The following is a 17,903-nucleotide window of genomic DNA, read 5'->3' on the forward strand; positions in this document are numbered from 1 at the left end:
TAGCTACGGAGGTATTCATGGCAGCGGCCCCAAACCGGCGATGTCCCTACACCCGACGGCCTCATCCCGGAAGCTGGAACAATCCGGCCACCATGGACGGTCTGGATCTCATCAAAACATTTCGCGAAGTCGCCTTCCGGCGCAGCTTTTCCCGCGCGGCGATCTCGCTGGGCATGTCCAAGGCCACCGTGAGCCGCTACGTGGCCGAGCTCGAAGCCCGCAGCGGCGTGCGGCTGCTCAACCGCTCCACCCGCTCCCTGAGCCTCACCGACGCCGGCCAGGTGCTGCTGGAACGCAGCACGCAGCTGGTGACGATGGCCGAGAACACGCTCAACGACCTGCAGGCGCATGGCTCGCATCCGCGCGGGCGGCTGCGCATGAGCGCGCCGCACGGGTTGATCGCCGGCTGGCTCTCCGACGTGATCGCGGGCTTCATCAAGCTCTACCCCGACGTGTACGTGAGCCTTGTGTTCACCAACGACGACCTCGACCTGATCGAGGAAGGCATCGACATCCACCTGACCGGCGGGCGCATCGACGACATGAACCTGATCGTGCGCCGCCTCGTGCAGTTCGACATGGTGGTGTGCGCGGCGCCTTCCTACTGGGCGCAGCGCGGCATGCCGCAGGTGCCCGAAGACCTGAGCCGCCACGACGTGCTGAGCTTCTCGGCCAAGCAGACGACCAACCTGCCCTTCGAGACCGACGGCGAGCCGTACGAGGTGCCGGTGCACAGCCGCATGGAAGCCAACGATGCCGTCGCGCTGATCGAACTGGCGCTGCGCGGCGTGGGCGTGGCCTACGTGCCGGAGCCGCTGGCGCAGTCGCACCTGGAGCGCGGCGCCCTGGTGCCGGTGCTGCGCGACCACATGCCGCGCGAGCACTGGCTGTACGCAGCCTACTCGCAGCGCCGCCACAACAGCGCCGCGATGCGCGCGATGCTCGACTACCTCGAGCAGTCGATGGACGCGCTCACCGAAGGCCCAGCCCTGCCGCCTCCGATGCCCGTGACGGTGGCACCGCCGCCACCGGTCACATGCGCCCTTTCCAAGGCACAAGGCGCCGCTCGAGCCACCGCATCAGCAGGTCGAAAAGATAGGCCACCACGCCAATGACGACGATGCCCATGATCACGATGTCGGTGCGCAGGAAGTTCGACGCGTTCAGCACCATCTGACCCAGCCCCATGTTGGCCGCGACCATCTCGGCCGCCACCAGCGTGGTCCAGCCGAAGCCGATGGCGATGCGCATGCCCACCAGGATGTCGGGCAGCGCCGAGGGCAGGATCACGTGGCGGATCACCTGCATGTAGCTCGCACCCATCGAGTAAGCCGCGTTGATCTGCTCCTGCGAGGCGCTGCGCATGCCCGAGCGGGCGGCCAGCGCCAGCGGCGCGAAGCAGCTCAGAAAGATCAGCAGCACCTTCGGCAACTCGTCGATGCCGAACCAGATGATGATGAGCGGCAGGTACGCCAGCGGCGGCAGCGGCCGGTAGAACTCCAGCGGCGGATCGAAGATGCCGCGCCAGAAGCGGCTCATGCCCATCGCGATGCCCACCGGAATGGCCGTGGCACAGGCCAGCAGGAAGGCCGAGAACACACGGAACATGCTCGCCAGGAAGTGCTGCCACAGCGGCTTGTCGTTGGCCTGCCCGGTGAGGTATTCGTAGAACTGCTGGAACACCGCCTGCGGCGTGGGCAGGAAGAGCGGCTTCACCCAGCCCATGTTCGTGACGAGGAACCACAGCGCCACCAGCGCGATCACCGTGACGATGCTGATCGTCAGGCTGGAGCCCTCGCCCGGCACCTTGAAGGAGCTGGTCTTGAGCTTGGCGCCCGTCGCCGGTGGTGCTGCAGGCGTCGGCGATGCGGCGGGCTTGGAAGGTGTTGGCGTCATGGCGACGGGGGATGCGATCGACACCTCAGGCATGTGCAACCTCGCGATGATGAATGATCGACAAGACCTCCTCGCGCATGCGGATGAAACCGGGCTCCGACTTCACCTTGCGCGAATCGCCATGCGAGAGGTACTGGCGCGAGAACGGCACATCGTCATACACGTGCGAGATGCGCCCCGGGCTCGGGCTCATCACGATCAGCCGCGTGGCGAGGAAGAGCGCCTCCTCCACCGAGTGGGTGATGAAGAACACCATCTTGTTCGACTTGGACCAGGCTTGGAGAAGAATCTCCTGCACCTGCTCGCGCGTGAACGCATCGAGCGCGCCCATGGGCTCGTCCATCAGCAGCACGGCCGGGTCGCTCGCCAGTGCGCGCGCAATGCCCACGCGCTGCTGCATGCCGCCCGAGAGCTCGTACACCGCGCGATCGGCGTACTTCTGCAGGCCGACGAGATTCAGCTTCTCTTCGGCAATGCGGTCGCGCTCGGCCTTGCCCATGCCGCCCAGCCGAAGGCCCAGCGCCACGTTGTCGCGCACGTTGAGCCAGGGCATGAGCGCATGCTTCTGGAACACCACGCCGCGGTCGGCACCGGGGCCGGCCACGGGCTTGCCGTCGAGCAGGATCTCGCCGGTCGAGGGCGGCAGGAAGCCCGCGATGCTGTTGAGCAGCGTGGTCTTGCCGCAGCCCGAGGCGCCGAGCGCAACGACGAAATCGCCGTCGTGCATCGTAAGGTTCACCGGCGCCAGCGCTTGGAGCGTGCCGCCCTTGACCGCGTAGTTGACCGTCAGGTCGCGAATGTCGAGCGTGGGCATGTGGTGCCGCTCCGGTTCACTTGCCCATGGCCTTTTCGACGTACGCCGTCGTCACGTAGGCGCTGTAGTCGGGCTTCACCTCCTGCACCCGGCCCTGCTCCTTGAGGAACACGGCCGTGTTCGCCATCGCCTTGGCCGCGCCGCCACCCAGCCACGTGGGCGAGACCTGCTCGGCCATGGTCGGGAACGAATAGAGCGCCATCGCCGGGCCCACGTCCTTCGGGTCGGCCTTGGTCCACTTGGCCATGGCTTTTGTCTGCGGCGAATCGGGTGTCCAGCTCTTGCCCGTGGCCTTGTATTCCTCGTTCGCGCGGTTGAGCGCCTTCACGAACGCGACCATGAAAGCCTCGTTGGCGGCTGCCCACTTGGCGTTCACCACGATGCCCTCGAAGGTGGGCGCGCCGCGCTTGCCGATGCTGCCCGACGTGGCGATGGTCTTGCCCGTGCCCTTGATCTTGGAGAGCACCGGGTCCCAGATGAAGGTGGCGTCGATGTCGCCGCGCTCCCATGCGGCCGCGATCTCCGGCGGGCGCATGTTCATCACGTTCACGCTCTTGGGGTCGACACCGTCCATCTTCATGCCGGCCATCAGCTGGTAGTGCGCGGTCGACACGAAGGGCGTCGCCACCTTCTTGCCGGCCAGGTCCTTCATGCTGCTGATGCCCGACGCGTTGCGGGCAATGAGCGCCTCGGCGTTCGCGATGTCCGCGGAGATCCAGAACAGCTTGATGTCCTGCCCCTGGCTGGCCGCGGCAGTCAGCGGGCTGGAGCCGGTTTCACCCATCTGCACGTCGCCTGAAGCCATCGCGCGGATCACGTCGCCGCCGCCGGAGAACATGCGCCAGTTGATCTTGTAGCCCGTGGCTTTCTCGACCTCGCCGGATTCCATGACCAGGCGCAGGGGGACGAGCATGTCCTGGTGGGCGAAGGTGACTTCCTTGGCCTGCTGGGCGTAAGCCGTGCCGCACAGGGCTGACAGCGTGGCGGCGAGAACGGCGAACTGGAGGGGGAGACGGCGGGACATGGTCATCTGGTTGCTCCGGTGGGTGAATTGAATCTCGCCGGACTTTGCACCCATCGGGAGCAGCCAGGAAGTACCAGCGACTGTGTCGGCATGGAGCCAGTCGGTGAGTGAATACCCTTGTTGTGGTGCGTTCTGCACGGGGGAGGTGCATTTTGGAAGTTGGCTTTGCCTCGGTGAGACGCTGCTGGGTGGTTGCTTCCCGAGGCCGGGTCTCGGCCCGGCGGCCGACCTACTTTTCTTTGCTTCGCCAAAGAAAAGTAGGCAAAAGAAAGGCGACCCTACTGTCTGCGTCCCTTCGCTTCGCTACGGGCAACCTGCGGTGCTCGACGTAGGAGGGGGTCCGCAGAACTCGCTCCACTGCGTTGCGCTCAAACAGCTGCGGCCCTTATCCCTCCTACGTCTGCGCTCCTCGGCGCAGCCAGAAGGGATCTCCACGCGCCATCGCTGCGCTCGGCTTCTGAACAGCCTTGGACTGGCCTTCGCTTCGCTCGGCCGGGGATACAGGTTCAGAACTAGTCTTGACGGCGCCAGCAGCGTACGCAGCAACCTCACCGCCTCATTCCAAGGCACGGCAGGCGCGAAGCGCCTGTCGTGCCTTGGGGGCCGAGCGAAGCAAAGGCCCGGGCATCTCCCCTCCCCCTCTGGCTGCGCCGAGGAGCGCAGCGTTTCGCGGATAAGGGCTCGCCCCTGTCTGAGCGAAGCGAGTTTGGGCGAGACCCCGCGAAACGCGAGCACCGCAGGTTGCCCCTTCGCAAAGCGAAGGGGTCGCAGACAGTGGGGTCGCCTTTTCTTTGCCTACTTTCTTTTGGCGAAGCAAAAGAAAGTAGGTCGCCCGCCGGGGCGAGTCCCGGCCTCGGGAAGCAAACCAACTCAGTGAGTAAACCCGCCAAGAGATCGAACTTCACCCCGAGCCAACGCCAACTCCCCCACAGCCAAAGCCAAAGCCCGAATCCCAGCCGGAATCTGCCCAGCAGCAATAGAAGAAAGCCTCAACCGAAAGAACGGACAAGGATAAGGAGGCCGAGCAAAGAACACATCCCCCGCCTCGATCAACACCCCATGGCTTCGAGCCATCAACGCCAGCTCAGTCGCATCCACCCAAGTAGGCGCCTGCACCCATATGGAAGCCCCTCCGGAAGGCAGCCGAAACTCGAAATCAGGCAAGTGCTCCCGCAACGCCTGCGCCGCAATGGCCAGCCGCTCCTGCATCGCATGATTGACGCGCCGTGCATGCGACTCGTGGTGTCCGAGCGAAAGAAACAGCGCATAGGCATGCTGCAGAAAGGCACTCGGATGCCGCACCATCGCATGCCGGATCACCCGCAGTTCCCTGATCAACGCCCGAGGCGCAACAATGAACCCCAGCCGAAGCGCAGGCGAAAGGCTCTTAGAAACAGACCCCACGTAAATCACCCGCCCCGTCTTGTCCAGGCTCTTGAGCGCCGGCATGGGTGTGCCTTCATAAAGGTTCTCAGCCTCGTAGTCGTCTTCGATGATCACGAAGTCCTGCAGCTCCGCCTTGCGCAACAGCCACTGCCGCCGCTCCAGGCTCAGCGTGGCGGTGGTGGGGCTCTGATGCGAAGGCGTGACGAACAGATAGTCGGCAGCGGGCAGCGCATCGACCACCAGCCCGTCTTCATCCACATCGACCTCCACCCACTTCGGCTGCCGCAATGAAAAGCTGTTGCGCGCATGCGGGTGCCCCGGCTCCTCCAGCCCCACGCGGGTCTGTTCGTCGAAGAGCGCCTCGGCCAGCAGGTAGTAAGCGTGCTGCGCGCCCATGGTCACGAGGATCTCTTCCTTCAGCGCGAACACGCCGCGCTTGGGCAGCAGGCGCGTGCGGATCTGCTCGATCAGGTCGGGGACGTCGTCGGTTTCGAAGTCGGGCGTCCAGTGGGGCAGCTGCGAGCGCGCCAGGCTGCGCGCGCAGCATTCGCGGAAGTCTTCGGTGGGGAACAGCTGCGGGTCGTAGTTGCCGTAGACGAAAGGGTACGGGTAGTCGCGCCAGCGGTCGGGCTTGGAGAGCGTGGGCTTGTCGACCAGCGAGCGCAGTACACGGTCCGACCAGTCCGGCGGCTGGCTGGCCTGGCCGCTGCGGCCCACAAGCGGTTCGGCGGGCGCCGCGGTGAGAGGGCGCGCGCCGTGCGCCACGAACACGCCGCTGCGCGGGCGCGCCTCCAGAAAGCCTTCGTCGATCAGTTGCAGGTAGGCCGAGGTGACGGTGTTGCGGCTCAGCCCCAGCAGCGCGGCGAGTTCGCGCGACGAAGGCAGCGGTGCGCCGGGCGCCAGGTGTTCTTCGAGGATGGCCTGCACCACGCTGGCGCGCAGGCGGGCCTGCAGGGGCAGCGCCGGCTGGTCGGGCAGCGCGAAGAGCTGCGCCCATTGGGTTGCTCGCGGATTCGGGGGCATGGTGCGCCGCAGTTTAGGGCAGGCATGCCGATCCGTGGCGCATCCGTGGCGTTCTGGCTCGGTCGAATCTCCGCAACTGGCCCTATCGCGCCGGCACCCCGCTGCCTACTCTTGCCTCCATCGAACTCCCCAGCCTCAGTGCAACCGCCATGCCTTCTTCTTCCGCAACGCCCGCAGTGACCACCGACACCCTCGCCGCCTTCAGCGACGCCTGGAACCGCCACGACATCGACGCGCTGATGAGCTTCATGACGCCCGACTGCATCTTCCAGACCGCCGCCGGCCCTGATGCCTGCGGCACGCGCCACGTCGGCACCGATGCGGTGCGCACGGCCTTCGCCGCGGCCTGGGCCACGGTGCCGGACGCGCAATGGAAAAACGGCGTGCACTTCGTGCATGGCGACTTCGGCACATCGCAGTGGACCTTCACCGGCACGGCCGCCGACGGCAGCCGCATAGAGACCGACGGCATCGACGTCTTCACCTTCAAGGACGGGAAGATCCACCTGAAGAACGTGTTCCGCAAGGCTCGGCCCAACCTGCCCGCCGCCAAGTGAACCGTTCTACAGCTCTCTTCTTCGACTGGAGCCTTTCATGACCACGACAAGCACTGCGCGCCGCCTGGACGCCAGCGCGGCCAGCATCGACAGCGCGGCGCTCCAGCATCAGCAGCAGCCCAAGGCACCGTCCCGCCCCTACGACCCGCAGTACGACCCGCTCCTGGCCCCCGACCCCGGCGCCGGCCGCGCCTACGCGCCCACCTGGTGGGTAGCGAGCGCAGGCACGCCGCCGGAGGACGACGGCCCGCTCACGCAGGACATCGATGTCGACGTGGCCGTCATCGGCTCGGGCGCGACCGGAATGTCGACAGCGCTGTACCTCGCGCAGGAGCATGGCATACAGGCCACGGTGCTCGAAGCCAACCAGGCAGCCTGGGGCTGCTCCAGCCGCAGCGGCGGCCAGGGCCAGAACGCGAGCGGCCGGCTGAAGCGCTCGCAGTGGATCGAGCGCTGGGGCCTAGACACCGCGAAGAAGCTCGACGCAGAGATCCGCAGCGGATTCGAGAACTTCCGCCACCTCACCACGCAGATCGATTGCGACGCCTGCGACGGCGGCCATCTCTATCTTGCGCACCGCAAGGAGAAGCTGCCCGTCCTCGACGCCGAGGCGCGGCTGATGCGCGAGAAGTTCGGCTACGCCACCCGCATGATGAGCGCGGAGGAAGTGCGGCGCGACTACTGCGATGAGCGCGAGACGGTCGGTGCGCTGTACGAGGCCGAGGGCATCGGCATCCACCCGCTGAAGTTCACCTTCGGCCTGATGCGGCGCGCCCGCGCGCTGGGCGTGAAGGTGCACACATCGAGCCCAGTGCAGGGCTGGCAGACCATCGACGGCGTGCACCACCTGCGCACGCCCGGCGGCGTGGTGCGCGCGCGCCGCGTGGCGGTGTGCACCGGCGGCTACACGGGGCAGGCGCTGAACCCGATGCTGAAGGACCGGATCATGCCGATCCTGTCGAACTCGGTGGTCACGCGCCCGCTCACCGATGCGGAACTGCAGGCCACCAACTTCCGCTCGAAGACCTTTCTGACCGACACGCGCACGCTGCGCTTCTACTACCGGCTGCTCGAAGGCAACCGGCTGCAGATCGGCAGCAGAAGCGCGGTGAGCGGCGCCGATGCCGAGGGCGCGGTGCACCTGAAGCTGCTCACCGACGCCATCGCGCGCAAGTTCCCGCCGCTGGCGGGCATCCGCATCGACTACTCGTGGTGGGGCTGGGTCGACATGAGCCACGACATGATGCCGCGCATCACCCAGCCCGATGCGAGCAAGAGCATCTGGTACGCGGTGGGCTACGGCGGCAACGGCGTGTCGTTCTCGACATGGGCCGGCAAGCGGCTGGCCGAGCGCGTGGCGGGCAAGGACGCCGGCCGGGAGGTGTTCGAGCTTCCCATCTACCACTCACAGCTGCCCTTTCCCAATGTGCTGGGCGTGGTGGAGTCGCGCGCCTTCGCGCCGTTCCGGCGCATGGGGCAGCGCATGCTCTACAAGTGGTACTGGCTGCGCGACGAGAAATAAAGAAGGTAGCGCGGCGCACCGCCGTCGCGCATTCCCCGAAGTGGCGCACCGCCTCGCCGCACAACGGGGCAAACCCGCCCCTTCTGGCCCTGCGAGTCGCAGCGGGTTGGCTCTTCGCTGGCATGCACCCAGCGCCTATCTTCGACACAAGGTCTTCGCATCGCACCACTGCGATGAGGCCGAATCCGATTGCCTGTGTCGAACTCTCCGAGGTCCTGTCATGCAGCTTCCCCCTCCCCAGCTTCCCCTGCTCACGCGCCGCACCACCCTGCTCTCCGCCACGCTACTGGCCGCGAGCAACCTGCTTCCGCTTTACGCCTTCGCGGCCGAAGAACCCAAGCGCGGCGGCACGCTGGTGATCGGCAGCACGCAGACGCCGCGGCACCTGAACGGCGCGGTGCAATCCGGTATCGCCACCGCCATGCCTTCCACGCAGATCTTCGCGAGCCCGCTGCGCTTCGACGACAAGTGGAACCCGCAGCCCTACCTGGCCGAATCGTGGAAGCTGGCCGAGGACGGCAAGTCGCTCACGCTCAAGCTGCGCAAGGACGCGCTCTTCCACGACGGCAAGCCCGTCACCTCGGCCGACGTGGCCTTCTCGATCATGGCCATCAAGGCCAACCACCCGTTCACCACCATGATGGGGCCGGTGGAGAAGGTGGACACGCCCGATCCGTACACCGCCGTCATCCGCATGGGCGTGCCGCACCCGGCCATCGTGCTCGCGATGTCGCCCGCGCTGTGCCCCATTCTTCCCAAGCACATCTACGGCGACGGGCAGGACCTGAAGAACCATCCGCGCAACACCACCGACGTGGTCGGCTCGGGCCCGTTCCGCGTGACCGAATTCAAGCCCGCGCAGCGCATCGTGATGGAGCGCTTCGACAAGTTCTTCCTGCCCAACAAGCCGTACCTCGACAAGGTGATCGTCAACATCACGCCCGACATGGCGAGCCTGGTGCTCGGGCTGGAGCGCGGCGATGTCCAGATGCTGCCCTTCGCCACGCTGCCCACGGACCTTAAGCGCTTCGCGAACGACCCGAGAGTGTCGCTCACGCCCAAGGGCTACGACGGCATCGGCGCGCTCAACTGGCTGGCCTTCAACACCGCGAAGAAGCCGCTTTCCGACGTGCAGGTGCGCAAGGCCATCGCCACGGCGATCGACAAGAACTTCATCGCCAAGGCGCTGATGGGCGGCTTCGCCACCGTCTCCGACGGCCCGCTGGTGGCGAACAGCCCCTTCGCCGTGCCCGACCTGGTGCGCTACCCGCTCGACCTGAAGAAGGCAGGCGAGATGCTCGACGCTGCCGGCTACAAGGCCGGCGCCAACGGCGAGCGCTTCAAGCTCACCATCGACTACCTGCCGGGCGCGGACGACCAGCAGAAGAACGTGGCCGAGTACATCCGGGGCCAACTCAAGAAGGTGGGCATCACGGTGGAGGTGCGCGCCTCGGCCGACTTCCCGGCCTGGGCCAAGCGGCTGGCCTCGCACGACTTCGACATGTCGATGGACGTGGTCTTCAACTGGGGAGACCCGATCATCGGCGTGCACCGCACCTACCTGTCGACCAACATCAAGCCCATCGTCTGGACCAACACACAGTCTTACGCCAATCCGAAGGTGGACGAGCTGCTGAACACCGCGGGCGGGCTGATCGACCCGACGCAGCGCAAGGCCTACTACGCGACCTTCCAGAAGATCGTGACCGACGAACTGCCCATCGAGTTCATCAACCAGGTGCCGTACCACACCATTGCCAGCAAGAAGGTGGCCAATGTGCCGGTCACCATCTGGGGGCCGCTGTCGCCGCTGGACGAGGTGTACATCAAGTAGGCAGGCGGGCGCGACATCATGGGCACGCTTCGCTATGCCGCCTCGCGTCTGCTCCAGGCCCTGGGCCTGGTGCTCGCCGTGGTGGTACTCAATTTCGTGCTGGTGCACGCCGCGCCGGGCGACCCGGTGGAAACCATCGCCGGCGCCAGCGGCGGCATGTCGCCCGAGCTGATGGCGCAGCTGCGCACGCAGTACGGGCTCGACCGGTCGCTACCCGTGCAACTGGGGGTGTACCTCGGCAAGGTGGCGCAGGGCGACCTGGGCTACTCGTACTTCTTCAACCTGCCGGTGACGAGCATGATCGCCGAGCGCGTGCCGGCCACGCTGCTGCTGGTGCTCAGCGCGGTGCTGCTGGCCTTCTTCGTGGGCACCGCGCTGGGCGTGCTCTCGTCGCGCAGGCCGAACGGATTGCTCTCGCAGTTCATCACCGTGCTGTCGCTGGTGGGCTTCGCGGCGCCGGTATTCTGGCTGGGGATCATGCTGGTGATATTGCTGGCCTCGGTGTTTCCGGTGCTGCCGGTGGCAGGCATGCGCTCCATCGACTCGACGGGCGGCGGCGGCTTCGCCGACATGCTCGACGTGGCGCACCACCTGGTTCTGCCCACGCTCACGCTGAGCCTGGTGTACCTCGCGCAGTACAGCCGGCTGGCGCGCTCGTCGATGCTCGACGTGCTGGGCTCCGACTTCATCCGCACCGCGCGCGCCAAGGGCCTGGCCGACCGCGTGGTGCTCTACAAGCACGCGCTGCGCAACGCGCTGCTGCCGGTGGTGACGGTGCTGGGCCTGCAGTTCGGCAACGTGCTGGCGGGCGCCATCCTGGTGGAGACGGTGTTCAACTGGCCGGGCCTGGGCCGGCTGGCCTTCGAGTCGGTGCTGCGGCGCGACTACCCGACCATCCTCGGCGTGCTGCTGTTCTCCTCCATCGTGGTGGTGGTGATGAACCAGCTCACCGACCTTTGCTACCGCTTCATCGATCCACGGATCAAGACCTCATGAGCAAGGTGATCGCAATGCCCACCGCTGCTGCTTCTGCCGCCGCCGCATCCGAGAAGAGGCCCGCCGTGCGCGTCGAGCATCCGGGCGTGGAGGCGATGCGCATGTTCCTGCGCAACCCGGCGGCCATCGCCGGCATGGTGATGCTGCTGGCCGTGCTGCTGGTCGCGATCGCCGGCCCGTGGATCTACCCGGCCGACCCGTTCGAGATCAAGGCCGCGCCGCTCACCCCGCCCTTCAGCGAGGAGGCCTGGCTGGGCACCGACTACCTCGGCCGCGACGTGCTCACCGCGCTGATCTACGGCGGCCGCGCCACGCTGCTGGTGGGTGCCGTGGCCGCGCTGCTTTCGGTGCTGATCGGCATCACGCTGGGCGCCTTCGCGGGCTACTACGGCGGCAAGGTCGATGCCGCGCTGATGAAGCTCACCGAGTTCTTCCAGGTGCTGCCGGCGCTGCTCTTCGCGATGGTGGTGGTGACGCTGTTCTCGCCCACGCTGGTGACGGTGACGCTGGCCATCGGAATCGTGAGCTGGACCGGCACCGCGCGGCTCACGCGCGCGGAGTTCATGAAGTACCGGGGCCTGGAGTTCGTGCGCGCCGAGCGGGCCATCGGCGCGCGCGACGCACGCATCATCTGGAGGGTGATATTGCCGAACGCGCTGCCACCGCTGGTGGTGTCGGCCACGCTGGCCATCGGCGCGGCGATTCTTTTCGAGGCGGGGCTGTCCTTTCTCGGCCTGGGCGATCCGAACCAGATGAGCTGGGGGCTGATGATCGGCTCCAGCCGGCAGTACGTGCTCTCGTGCTGGTGGGCGGTGGCCTTCCCCGGCGCGGCGATCTTCATCACCGTGCTGGCCGTGAGCCTGATCGGCGACGGCCTGAACGATGCCCTCAACCCCAAGCTGAGGGAAAGATGAAGTCCACCCCCAGGCTTGCCCACTTCGTGTGGCCGCCAACCCCCTTGAAGGGGGCAATACCTGCGGCCCGGCAAAGCCGGTTCCGCGGTATTCCCGGAAAAGACGCCACGCCGGGAATGTCCGCAGATTTGCGTGCGAAAGGTATCTTTGCATGACTTCGCCTTCCGATAGCACGCTGCTGCGCGTGCAGGACCTGCACGTGGAGTTCAAGACGCGGCGCGGACAGGCGCTGGTGCTCAACGGCGTCGACTTCGAGATCCGCGCCGGCGAAACGCTGTGCGTGGTCGGCGAGTCGGGCTGCGGCAAGAGCATGACGGCGCTGGCGCTGCTGCGGCTCATTCCCTCGCCGCCGGGGCGCATCCGCGGCGGCCGGGTGCTGTTCCAGGACGAAGACCTGGTGCAGGCCACCGATGCCCGCATGCGCGAGGTGCGCGGCAACCGCATCTCGATGATCTTCCAGGAGCCGATGACTTCGCTGAACCCGGTGTTCACCGTGGGCGACCAGATCGGCGAATCGCTGCAGCTGCATGCCGGCATGAACGCGCACGCGGCGCGGCAGCGCGCCATCGAGATGCTGCGGCAGGTGGGCATTCCGGCGCCCGAGCGGCGCGTGGACGAGTACCCGCACCAGCTCTCCGGCGGCATGCGCCAGCGCGTGATGATCGCGATGGCGCTGGCCTGCAGGCCCGACATATTGATCGCCGACGAGCCCACCACCGCGCTCGACGTGACGGTGCAGGCGCAAATCTTCGACCTGCTGCGCGAGCTGCAGCGCGAGAAGGGCACGGCCATCATGCTCATCACGCACGACATGGGCGCGGTGGCCGAGATGGCCGACCGCGTGATGGTGATGTATGCCGGCCGCGTCATCGAGCAGGGCACCACCGAGCAGGTGCTGTCCGAACCCGGCCATCCCTACACGCGCGGCCTGATCGACTGCCTGCCCGAGCTGGGCAGCAGCACGGCGCAGGAGGGCGACGGGCGCGAAGACCTGGCCGAGATCGCCGGCGTGGTGCCCTCGATCTGGGAGCTGGGCACCGGCTGCGCCTTCCGCGAGCGCTGCCCGCGTGCCATGCCGCGCTGCGCCGCCGAGGTGCCGCCGATGTTCGCCGTGCACGGCGAGGTCGCGGCGGGCGTGCCGCACGGCGCCGCCTGCTGGCTGCATGCCGAGGCCCACGCGGCCCAACCCGAAAGAGAGGCCGCATGACGTTCATCGGCAAGACCGACACGCTGCTTTCGGTCGACGACCTGAAGGTGCACTTTCCGCGCGGCAAGGCCGGCTGGGGCCGCACACCCGAAGTGGTGAAAGCGGTGGACGGCGTTTCCTTCGAGGTGCGCCGGGGCAGCACGCTCGCCGTGGTCGGCGAATCGGGCTCGGGCAAGACCACCACCGCGCTGGCGGTGATGCGGCTCGCGCCCGTCACATCGGGCCGCATGCAGCTGGGCGACACCGACTTGGGCGCGCTGCAGGGCGAGGCGCTGCGGCAGGCGCGCACGCGCATGCAGATCATCTTCCAGGACCCGTTCTCCTCGCTGAACCCGCGCGAGCGCGCGGGCGCCGCAGTGCGTGCGCCGCTGGACCTGATGCGGGTGGGCACGCCCGAGGAGCGCACGCGCCGCGTGGCCGAACTCTTCGAGGCGGTGGGGCTGCGGCCAGAGCAGCAGCACCTGTTTCCGCACCAGTTCTCGGGCGGTCAGCGCCAGCGCATCAACATCGCGCGGGCGCTGGCCACCAACCCGGAGCTGGTGGTGTGCGACGAGCCGGTGTCGGCGCTGGACATCGCCATCCGCGCGCAGATACTGAACCTGCTGGCCCGGCTGCAGCGCGAGCTGGGGCTGACCTATCTCTTCATCTCGCACGACATGGCGGTGGTGGAGCACATCTGCGACGACATCGCCGTGATGTACCTGGGCCAGATCGTCGAGCGCGCGCCGCGCCGCAGCTTCTTCGCGCGGCCGCTGCATCCGTACAGCGTGGCGCTGATGTCGGCCGTGCCCACGGTGAGCGGCGGACGCCGGCGCGCGGCCAACCGCATCAAGCTGAGCGGCGACCCGCCCAGCCCCATCGACCCGCCCAGGGGCTGCCGCTTCGCCGGCCGCTGCCCGGTGGCGGAAGCGGCCTGCGCGGCCGAACTGCCGCCGCTGCGCGAGGTCGCGCCCGATCATTGGGTACGCTGCAGGCGCGTCGACATCGTCGACGGGCTGCCGCGACCTCCTCTTTCGATTCCGGAATCGCCATGAGCCAACAGACAGCGAACAACACGACCACCACCGTCTACACCGCCCGCAAGATCATCACGATGAACCCGATGCAGCCGCACGCCACCCACGTGGCGGTGCGCGACGGCCGCGTGCTGGCCGTGGGCGCGCTCGCGGACATGCAGGGCTGGGGCCCGTTCACGCTCGACGAGCGCTTCGCCGGCAAGGTGGTGATGCCCGGCCTTGTCGAAGGCCACTGCCACCTGAAGGAAGGCAGCATGTGGGACTGGACGTACCTCGGCTGGTTCGACCGCCGCGACCCCGAGGGCAAGGTGTGGAGCGGCCTGCGCTCGATGGACGAAGTGGTCTCCCGCCTGTCGGAGGTGGCCGCGAAGATGACGGCCGACGGCGTGCCCGACACCGAGCCGCTGGTCGCCTGGGGCTTCGACCCCATCTACTTCGGCGGCGAGCGCATGACGGTTCGCCACGTCGACCGCGCGAGCAGCACGCGGCCCATCGTCATCGGCCATGCCAACGGCCACCTGATGAACGTCAACAGCGCGATGCTGCGCATTGCCGAGATCACGCGCGACAACGAGATGGAAGGCGTGGTCAGGTTCGCGGACGGCGCCGATGAAGGCGAGCCCACCGGCGAGTTGCAGGAGCCGGCCGCGATGTTCCTGGTGCTGCGCAAGATCGGCAACGCCGGCCTGCTCGCACCGATGACCGAGGCCGGCGTGCGCTCCTTCGCGCGGCTGGCCTGCCTGCAGGGCGTGACCACCGCGACCGACCTGGTCAACAAGCTCACGCCCGACGACTGCGGCGTGCTGGAGACGGTGACGGCGGACGACGGCTTCGGCGTGCGCATCCTGCCTGCCTTCCAGGCCTTCCATGGCACGCACGGCGCGGCCCAGGGCGCGGAGCATGTGAAGTCGCTGCTGCCGCGCAACACCGACCGTCTGCGCTACGGCCTTGTGAAGATGATGCTCGACGGCTCGATCCAGGGCTTCTCGGCGCGGCTGCGCTGGCCAGGCCATTTCAACGGCGCGCCCAACGGCATCTGGGTGACGGCACCCGCGCAGTACGAGACCGATTTCGAGACCTACCACCGCGCGGGCCTGACCATTCACACGCACACCAATGGCGACGAGGCCAGCGCCGTGGCCATCGACGCCATCGAGCGCGTGCTGGCGCGCGCGCCGCGCCCCGACCACCGCCACACGCTGCAGCACGGCCAGATGATCGATGCGCCGCTGTTCCGCCGCATGGCCGCCCTGGGCCTTTGCGCGAACCTGTTCGCCAACCACATCTGGTACTGGGGCGACCAGCACTACGAGATGACCATGGGGCCCGACCGCGCCAACCGGCTCGACGCCTGCGGCAGCGCGCTCGCTGCGGGCGTTCCGCTGGCGATTCATTCCGATGCGCCGGTGACGCCGCTCGGACCGCTCTTCACCGCCTGGTGCGCCGTCAACCGCATCACGCCCAAAGGCCGGCTGCTGGGCGAGGCCGAGCGCATCACCGTGCCACAGGCGCTGCGCGCCATCACGCTCGGCGCCGCATGGACGCTGAAGCTGGACGGCGAGATCGGCAGCATCGAATGCGGCAAGCGCGCCGACTTCTGCGTGCTGGAAGACGACCCGCTGGAGATGGACCCGATGGCGCTCAAGGACGCGCGCGTGTGGGGCACGGTACTCTCGGGGCGCGTGTTCGAGGCGCAGAGAGGCCAGGGCGCGTGATGCCCGGAAGGAGGCTTCCGTTCACCGTCATCGGCGGCTTCCTCGGCGCCGGCAAGACCACCCTGCTCAACCGCTGGCTGCACGGGGCCAGGGGCCTGCGCATGGCGGTGCTGGTGAACGACTTCGGCGCGCTCAACATCGACGCCGGGCTGATCGCCGCCACGCATGGCGACACGGTGGCGCTGACCAACGGCTGCGTGTGCTGCCAGATCGGCGACGACCTGGGACGGGCGCTGGCGGACGTGATCGAGGCGACGACGCCCTTCGACGCGGTGGTAATCGAGGCCAGCGGTGTGTCGGACCCGTGGCGCATCGCGCAGATCGGCATGGCGGCGCCCGAGCTGAGCCTGGAAGGCGTGATCGTGATGGTGGATGCGAGCGCGGCGGCGCGGCAGTCGACGGACCCACTGCTGGCCGACACACTGGCGCGGCAGTTGAAATCGGCCGACCTCGTGGTGCTGAACAAGGCCGACATCGCAGCGCCTGATGCGCTGGTCGCGGCGAGGTCATGGGTCGAGGCGAACGCGCCCGGAACGCCGTGCATCGAGACCACGGAAGCGGCGGTGCCGCTGGCGCTGCTGTCGGGGCTGCCGCAGCAGGCCTTGGGCACCGCTCACGCATGCGGCCCCGACTGCGATCACGACCATCACGCACCCGACCACGGCGCACTGTTCCAGACCTGGAGCGCGCAGCCCGGCGCGATGATTCCCGCGGCCGCGCTTCGCGCCTGGCTGCGCGAAATGCCGGCGGGCGTGCTGCGCCTGAAAGGCCTGCTGCGCACCGGTCATGGTGCCGTCGGCGAGGAGTGGTCGGAGGTGCAGTACGCCGGCCGCCACGGCTCGCTGCGCAAGGCGGCACCGCCCTCGGGGCTTGCCCGCGCCGGAGTGGTCGCCATCGGCCTGCATGGCCAGCTGCCTGAAAAGGCACTGAAGGAATTCTTCGTTCGCTGAGCGCCGGCCGTGTTGCCCATGTTGCAATTGCACGTTTTCAACGCGCAGTTTCCGACGACATGACCTCTTCCTTGCTGATCCGCCCTCCGGTGCCAGAAGACTACGCGGCATGGAAGCCGCTCTGGGACGGCTACAACGCCTTCTACGGCCGAGAGGGCCCGAGCGCCCTCGCCGACGAGATCACGCAGGCCACCTGGCAGCGCTTCTTCGACGCGTACGAACCCGTGCATGCGCTGGTCGCCGAGCGCGACGGGCAACTGGTCGGCCTCGCCCACTACCTCTTTCACCGCAGCACCACCCGGCTGGAGCCGACCTGCTACCTGCAGGACCTGTTCACCCTGCCTTCCGAACGCGGCAGGGGCGTCGGCCGCCAGCTGATCAACGGTGTGTACGAGCGCGTGAAGCTCGCGGGCGGCCATCGCGTGTACTGGCAGACGCACGTGACCAACACGGCAGGCCGCACGCTCTACGACAAGGTCGCGACGCACGACGGCTTCATCGTGTACGGCACGCTGGTCTGAGCACACCTGCCATGCAGCGCTTCACCATTTCCCTGGACGACGAACTTGCGGCGCAGTTCGACCAGCTGATTGCCAGCAAGGGCTACGTCAACCGGTCGGAGGCAGTGCGCGACCTGATCCGCTCCGCGCTGGGCAGCGCCGTGCTCGACACCACGCCGCGCAAGAAGGGCCCCGCCCCTTGGTGCGTGGCGAACGTGAGCTACGTGTACGACCACCACGAGCACACCGTGACCTCGCGCGTGCTCGACCTGCAGCACGACCATCACGACCTTGTGATCACCAGCCTGCACACCCACCTCGACCACGACCACTGCCTGGAAACCGTGGTGCTGCGCGGCCCCACCGAAGCCGTTCGCGCCTGCGCCGAGCAGCTGGTGGCGCTGCGTGGCGTGCGGCACGGCAACGTGCACCTGGTACCGATGGACGCCAGCGGCGAGCGCCATTCGCACGGCACGGCGGGCGCGCACGCGCACCTCAAGCCGCGCAACTGAAAAGCCGGCCGGAGGTTCGCCGGATGGCGTATGGCGC

Annotated in this window: 16 protein-coding genes; 12 read left to right on the forward strand and 4 right to left on the reverse strand. The window is 67.7% G+C overall.

Translation table 11 applies throughout. The annotated features are described in order from the left end of the window. The first annotated feature begins 92 nt into the window (after positions 1-92). The gene (locus ABL843_RS22160; RefSeq protein ID WP_126024404.1) at positions 93-1,115 is read left to right on the forward strand and encodes a LysR family transcriptional regulator; all 1,023 of its coding nucleotides are present in this window, start codon (positions 93-95) and stop codon (positions 1,113-1,115) included. Here the strand turns inward: ABL843_RS22160 and ABL843_RS22165 are convergent. From ABL843_RS22165 to ABL843_RS22180, 4 genes are all read right to left on the reverse strand, one after another. Continuing rightward, entirely contained in the window at positions 1,033-1,929 is an 897-nt protein-coding gene (locus ABL843_RS22165) for an ABC transporter permease subunit (RefSeq protein ID WP_126024402.1), read from the reverse strand. The two genes, ABL843_RS22160 and ABL843_RS22165, sit on opposite strands and share 83 nt — an antisense overlap. Then, positions 1,922-2,710, reverse strand: coding sequence for a taurine ABC transporter ATP-binding protein (locus ABL843_RS22170; RefSeq protein ID WP_184641581.1), 789 nt, complete (start codon positions 2,708-2,710; stop codon positions 1,922-1,924). The genes ABL843_RS22165 and ABL843_RS22170 overlap by 8 nt, the downstream gene beginning before the upstream one ends. 16 nt (positions 2,711-2,726) lie before the next feature. After that, entirely contained in the window at positions 2,727-3,740 is a 1,014-nt protein-coding gene (tauA, locus tag ABL843_RS22175) for a taurine ABC transporter substrate-binding protein (RefSeq protein WP_184641580.1), read from the reverse strand. Positions 3,741-4,604: 864 nt separating this feature from the next. Continuing rightward, positions 4,605-6,143, reverse strand: coding sequence for a PLP-dependent aminotransferase family protein (locus ABL843_RS22180; RefSeq protein ID WP_418117324.1), 1,539 nt, complete (start codon positions 6,141-6,143; stop codon positions 4,605-4,607). A 149-nt stretch (positions 6,144-6,292) separates the two neighbouring features. Here ABL843_RS22180 and ABL843_RS22185 point away from each other — a divergent pair, with 149 nt between their 5' ends. The 11 genes from ABL843_RS22185 to nikR all read left to right on the forward strand — a co-directional run bounded on the left by ABL843_RS22185 (position 6,293) and on the right by nikR (position 17,866). Then, positions 6,293-6,700, forward strand: coding sequence for a nuclear transport factor 2 family protein (locus tag ABL843_RS22185; RefSeq protein ID WP_126024395.1), 408 nt, complete (start codon positions 6,293-6,295; stop codon positions 6,698-6,700). Positions 6,701-6,737: 37 nt separating this feature from the next. Next, the gene (locus ABL843_RS22190) at positions 6,738-8,222 is read left to right on the forward strand and encodes an NAD(P)/FAD-dependent oxidoreductase (RefSeq protein WP_418117326.1); all 1,485 of its coding nucleotides are present in this window, start codon (positions 6,738-6,740) and stop codon (positions 8,220-8,222) included. Between the two features lie 220 nt (positions 8,223-8,442). Next, on the forward strand, positions 8,443-10,056 hold the full coding sequence (locus ABL843_RS22195; RefSeq protein WP_418117327.1) for an ABC transporter substrate-binding protein: 1,614 nt from the start codon (positions 8,443-8,445) through the stop codon (positions 10,054-10,056). Positions 10,057-10,074: 18 nt separating this feature from the next. Continuing rightward, a complete protein-coding gene (locus ABL843_RS22200; protein WP_418117329.1) occupies positions 10,075-11,052 on the forward strand; it encodes an ABC transporter permease in 978 nt (325 codons plus the stop codon). Beyond that, positions 11,049-11,966 (forward strand): ABC transporter permease, encoded by a 918-nt coding sequence (locus ABL843_RS22205; RefSeq protein WP_418117330.1) that lies wholly within the window; start codon positions 11,049-11,051, stop codon positions 11,964-11,966. Before ABL843_RS22200 ends, ABL843_RS22205 begins: the two co-directional genes overlap by 4 nt. A gap of 151 nt (positions 11,967-12,117) precedes the next feature. Then, a complete protein-coding gene (locus tag ABL843_RS22210) occupies positions 12,118-13,173 on the forward strand; it encodes an ABC transporter ATP-binding protein (RefSeq protein WP_418117332.1) in 1,056 nt (351 codons plus the stop codon). Continuing rightward, positions 13,170-14,207: an ABC transporter ATP-binding protein gene (locus tag ABL843_RS22215; RefSeq protein ID WP_418117334.1), complete on the forward strand. Its 1,038-nt coding sequence runs from the start codon at positions 13,170-13,172 to the stop codon at positions 14,205-14,207. The genes ABL843_RS22210 and ABL843_RS22215 overlap by 4 nt, the downstream gene beginning before the upstream one ends. Further along, positions 14,204-15,904 (forward strand): amidohydrolase, encoded by a 1,701-nt coding sequence (locus ABL843_RS22220; RefSeq protein ID WP_418117335.1) that lies wholly within the window; start codon positions 14,204-14,206, stop codon positions 15,902-15,904. Before ABL843_RS22215 ends, ABL843_RS22220 begins: the two co-directional genes overlap by 4 nt. After that, entirely contained in the window at positions 15,904-16,854 is a 951-nt protein-coding gene (locus ABL843_RS22225; RefSeq protein WP_418117336.1) for a CobW family GTP-binding protein, read from the forward strand. Before ABL843_RS22220 ends, ABL843_RS22225 begins: the two co-directional genes overlap by 1 nt. Positions 16,855-16,913: 59 nt before the next feature. Continuing rightward, the gene (locus tag ABL843_RS22230; RefSeq protein WP_418117337.1) at positions 16,914-17,375 is read left to right on the forward strand and encodes an N-acetyltransferase family protein; all 462 of its coding nucleotides are present in this window, start codon (positions 16,914-16,916) and stop codon (positions 17,373-17,375) included. An 11-nt stretch (positions 17,376-17,386) separates the two neighbouring features. Further along, positions 17,387-17,866, forward strand: coding sequence for a nickel-responsive transcriptional regulator NikR (nikR, locus tag ABL843_RS22235; RefSeq protein WP_418117339.1), 480 nt, complete (start codon positions 17,387-17,389; stop codon positions 17,864-17,866). Positions 17,867-17,903 lie beyond the last annotated feature (37 nt).

The sequence above is a fragment of the Variovorax sp. 350MFTsu5.1 genome, assembly GCF_048302515.1.
GTDB lineage: Bacteria > Pseudomonadota > Gammaproteobacteria > Burkholderiales > Burkholderiaceae_C > Variovorax > Variovorax guangxiensis.

Excerpts from the sequence above, each read along its gene's own strand:
- ABL843_RS22195 (WP_418117327.1), top strand. The coding sequence starts at position 8,443 with ATGCAGCTTCCCCCTCCCCAGCTTCCCCTGCTCACGCGCCGCACCACC.
- nikR (WP_418117339.1), top strand. The coding sequence starts at position 17,387 with ATGCAGCGCTTCACCATTTCCCTGGACGACGAACTTGCGGCGCAGTTC.
- ABL843_RS22215 (WP_418117334.1), top strand. The coding sequence starts at position 13,170 with ATGACGTTCATCGGCAAGACCGACACGCTGCTTTCGGTCGACGACCTG.
- ABL843_RS22165 (WP_126024402.1), bottom strand. The coding sequence starts at position 1,929 with ATGCCTGAGGTGTCGATCGCATCCCCCGTCGCCATGACGCCAACACCT.
- ABL843_RS22225 (WP_418117336.1), top strand. The coding sequence starts at position 15,904 with ATGCCCGGAAGGAGGCTTCCGTTCACCGTCATCGGCGGCTTCCTCGGC.
- ABL843_RS22160 (WP_126024404.1), top strand. The coding sequence starts at position 93 with ATGGACGGTCTGGATCTCATCAAAACATTTCGCGAAGTCGCCTTCCGG.
- ABL843_RS22210 (WP_418117332.1), top strand. The coding sequence starts at position 12,118 with ATGACTTCGCCTTCCGATAGCACGCTGCTGCGCGTGCAGGACCTGCAC.
- ABL843_RS22200 (WP_418117329.1), top strand. The coding sequence starts at position 10,075 with ATGGGCACGCTTCGCTATGCCGCCTCGCGTCTGCTCCAGGCCCTGGGC.
- ABL843_RS22170 (WP_184641581.1), bottom strand. The coding sequence starts at position 2,710 with ATGCCCACGCTCGACATTCGCGACCTGACGGTCAACTACGCGGTCAAG.
- ABL843_RS22220 (WP_418117335.1), top strand. The coding sequence starts at position 14,204 with ATGAGCCAACAGACAGCGAACAACACGACCACCACCGTCTACACCGCC.
- ABL843_RS22190 (WP_418117326.1), top strand. The coding sequence starts at position 6,738 with ATGACCACGACAAGCACTGCGCGCCGCCTGGACGCCAGCGCGGCCAGC.
- ABL843_RS22180 (WP_418117324.1), bottom strand. The coding sequence starts at position 6,143 with ATGCCCCCGAATCCGCGAGCAACCCAATGGGCGCAGCTCTTCGCGCTG.
- tauA (WP_184641580.1), bottom strand. The coding sequence starts at position 3,740 with ATGACCATGTCCCGCCGTCTCCCCCTCCAGTTCGCCGTTCTCGCCGCC.
- ABL843_RS22230 (WP_418117337.1), top strand. The coding sequence starts at position 16,914 with ATGACCTCTTCCTTGCTGATCCGCCCTCCGGTGCCAGAAGACTACGCG.
- ABL843_RS22185 (WP_126024395.1), top strand. The coding sequence starts at position 6,293 with ATGCCTTCTTCTTCCGCAACGCCCGCAGTGACCACCGACACCCTCGCC.
- ABL843_RS22205 (WP_418117330.1), top strand. The coding sequence starts at position 11,049 with ATGAGCAAGGTGATCGCAATGCCCACCGCTGCTGCTTCTGCCGCCGCC.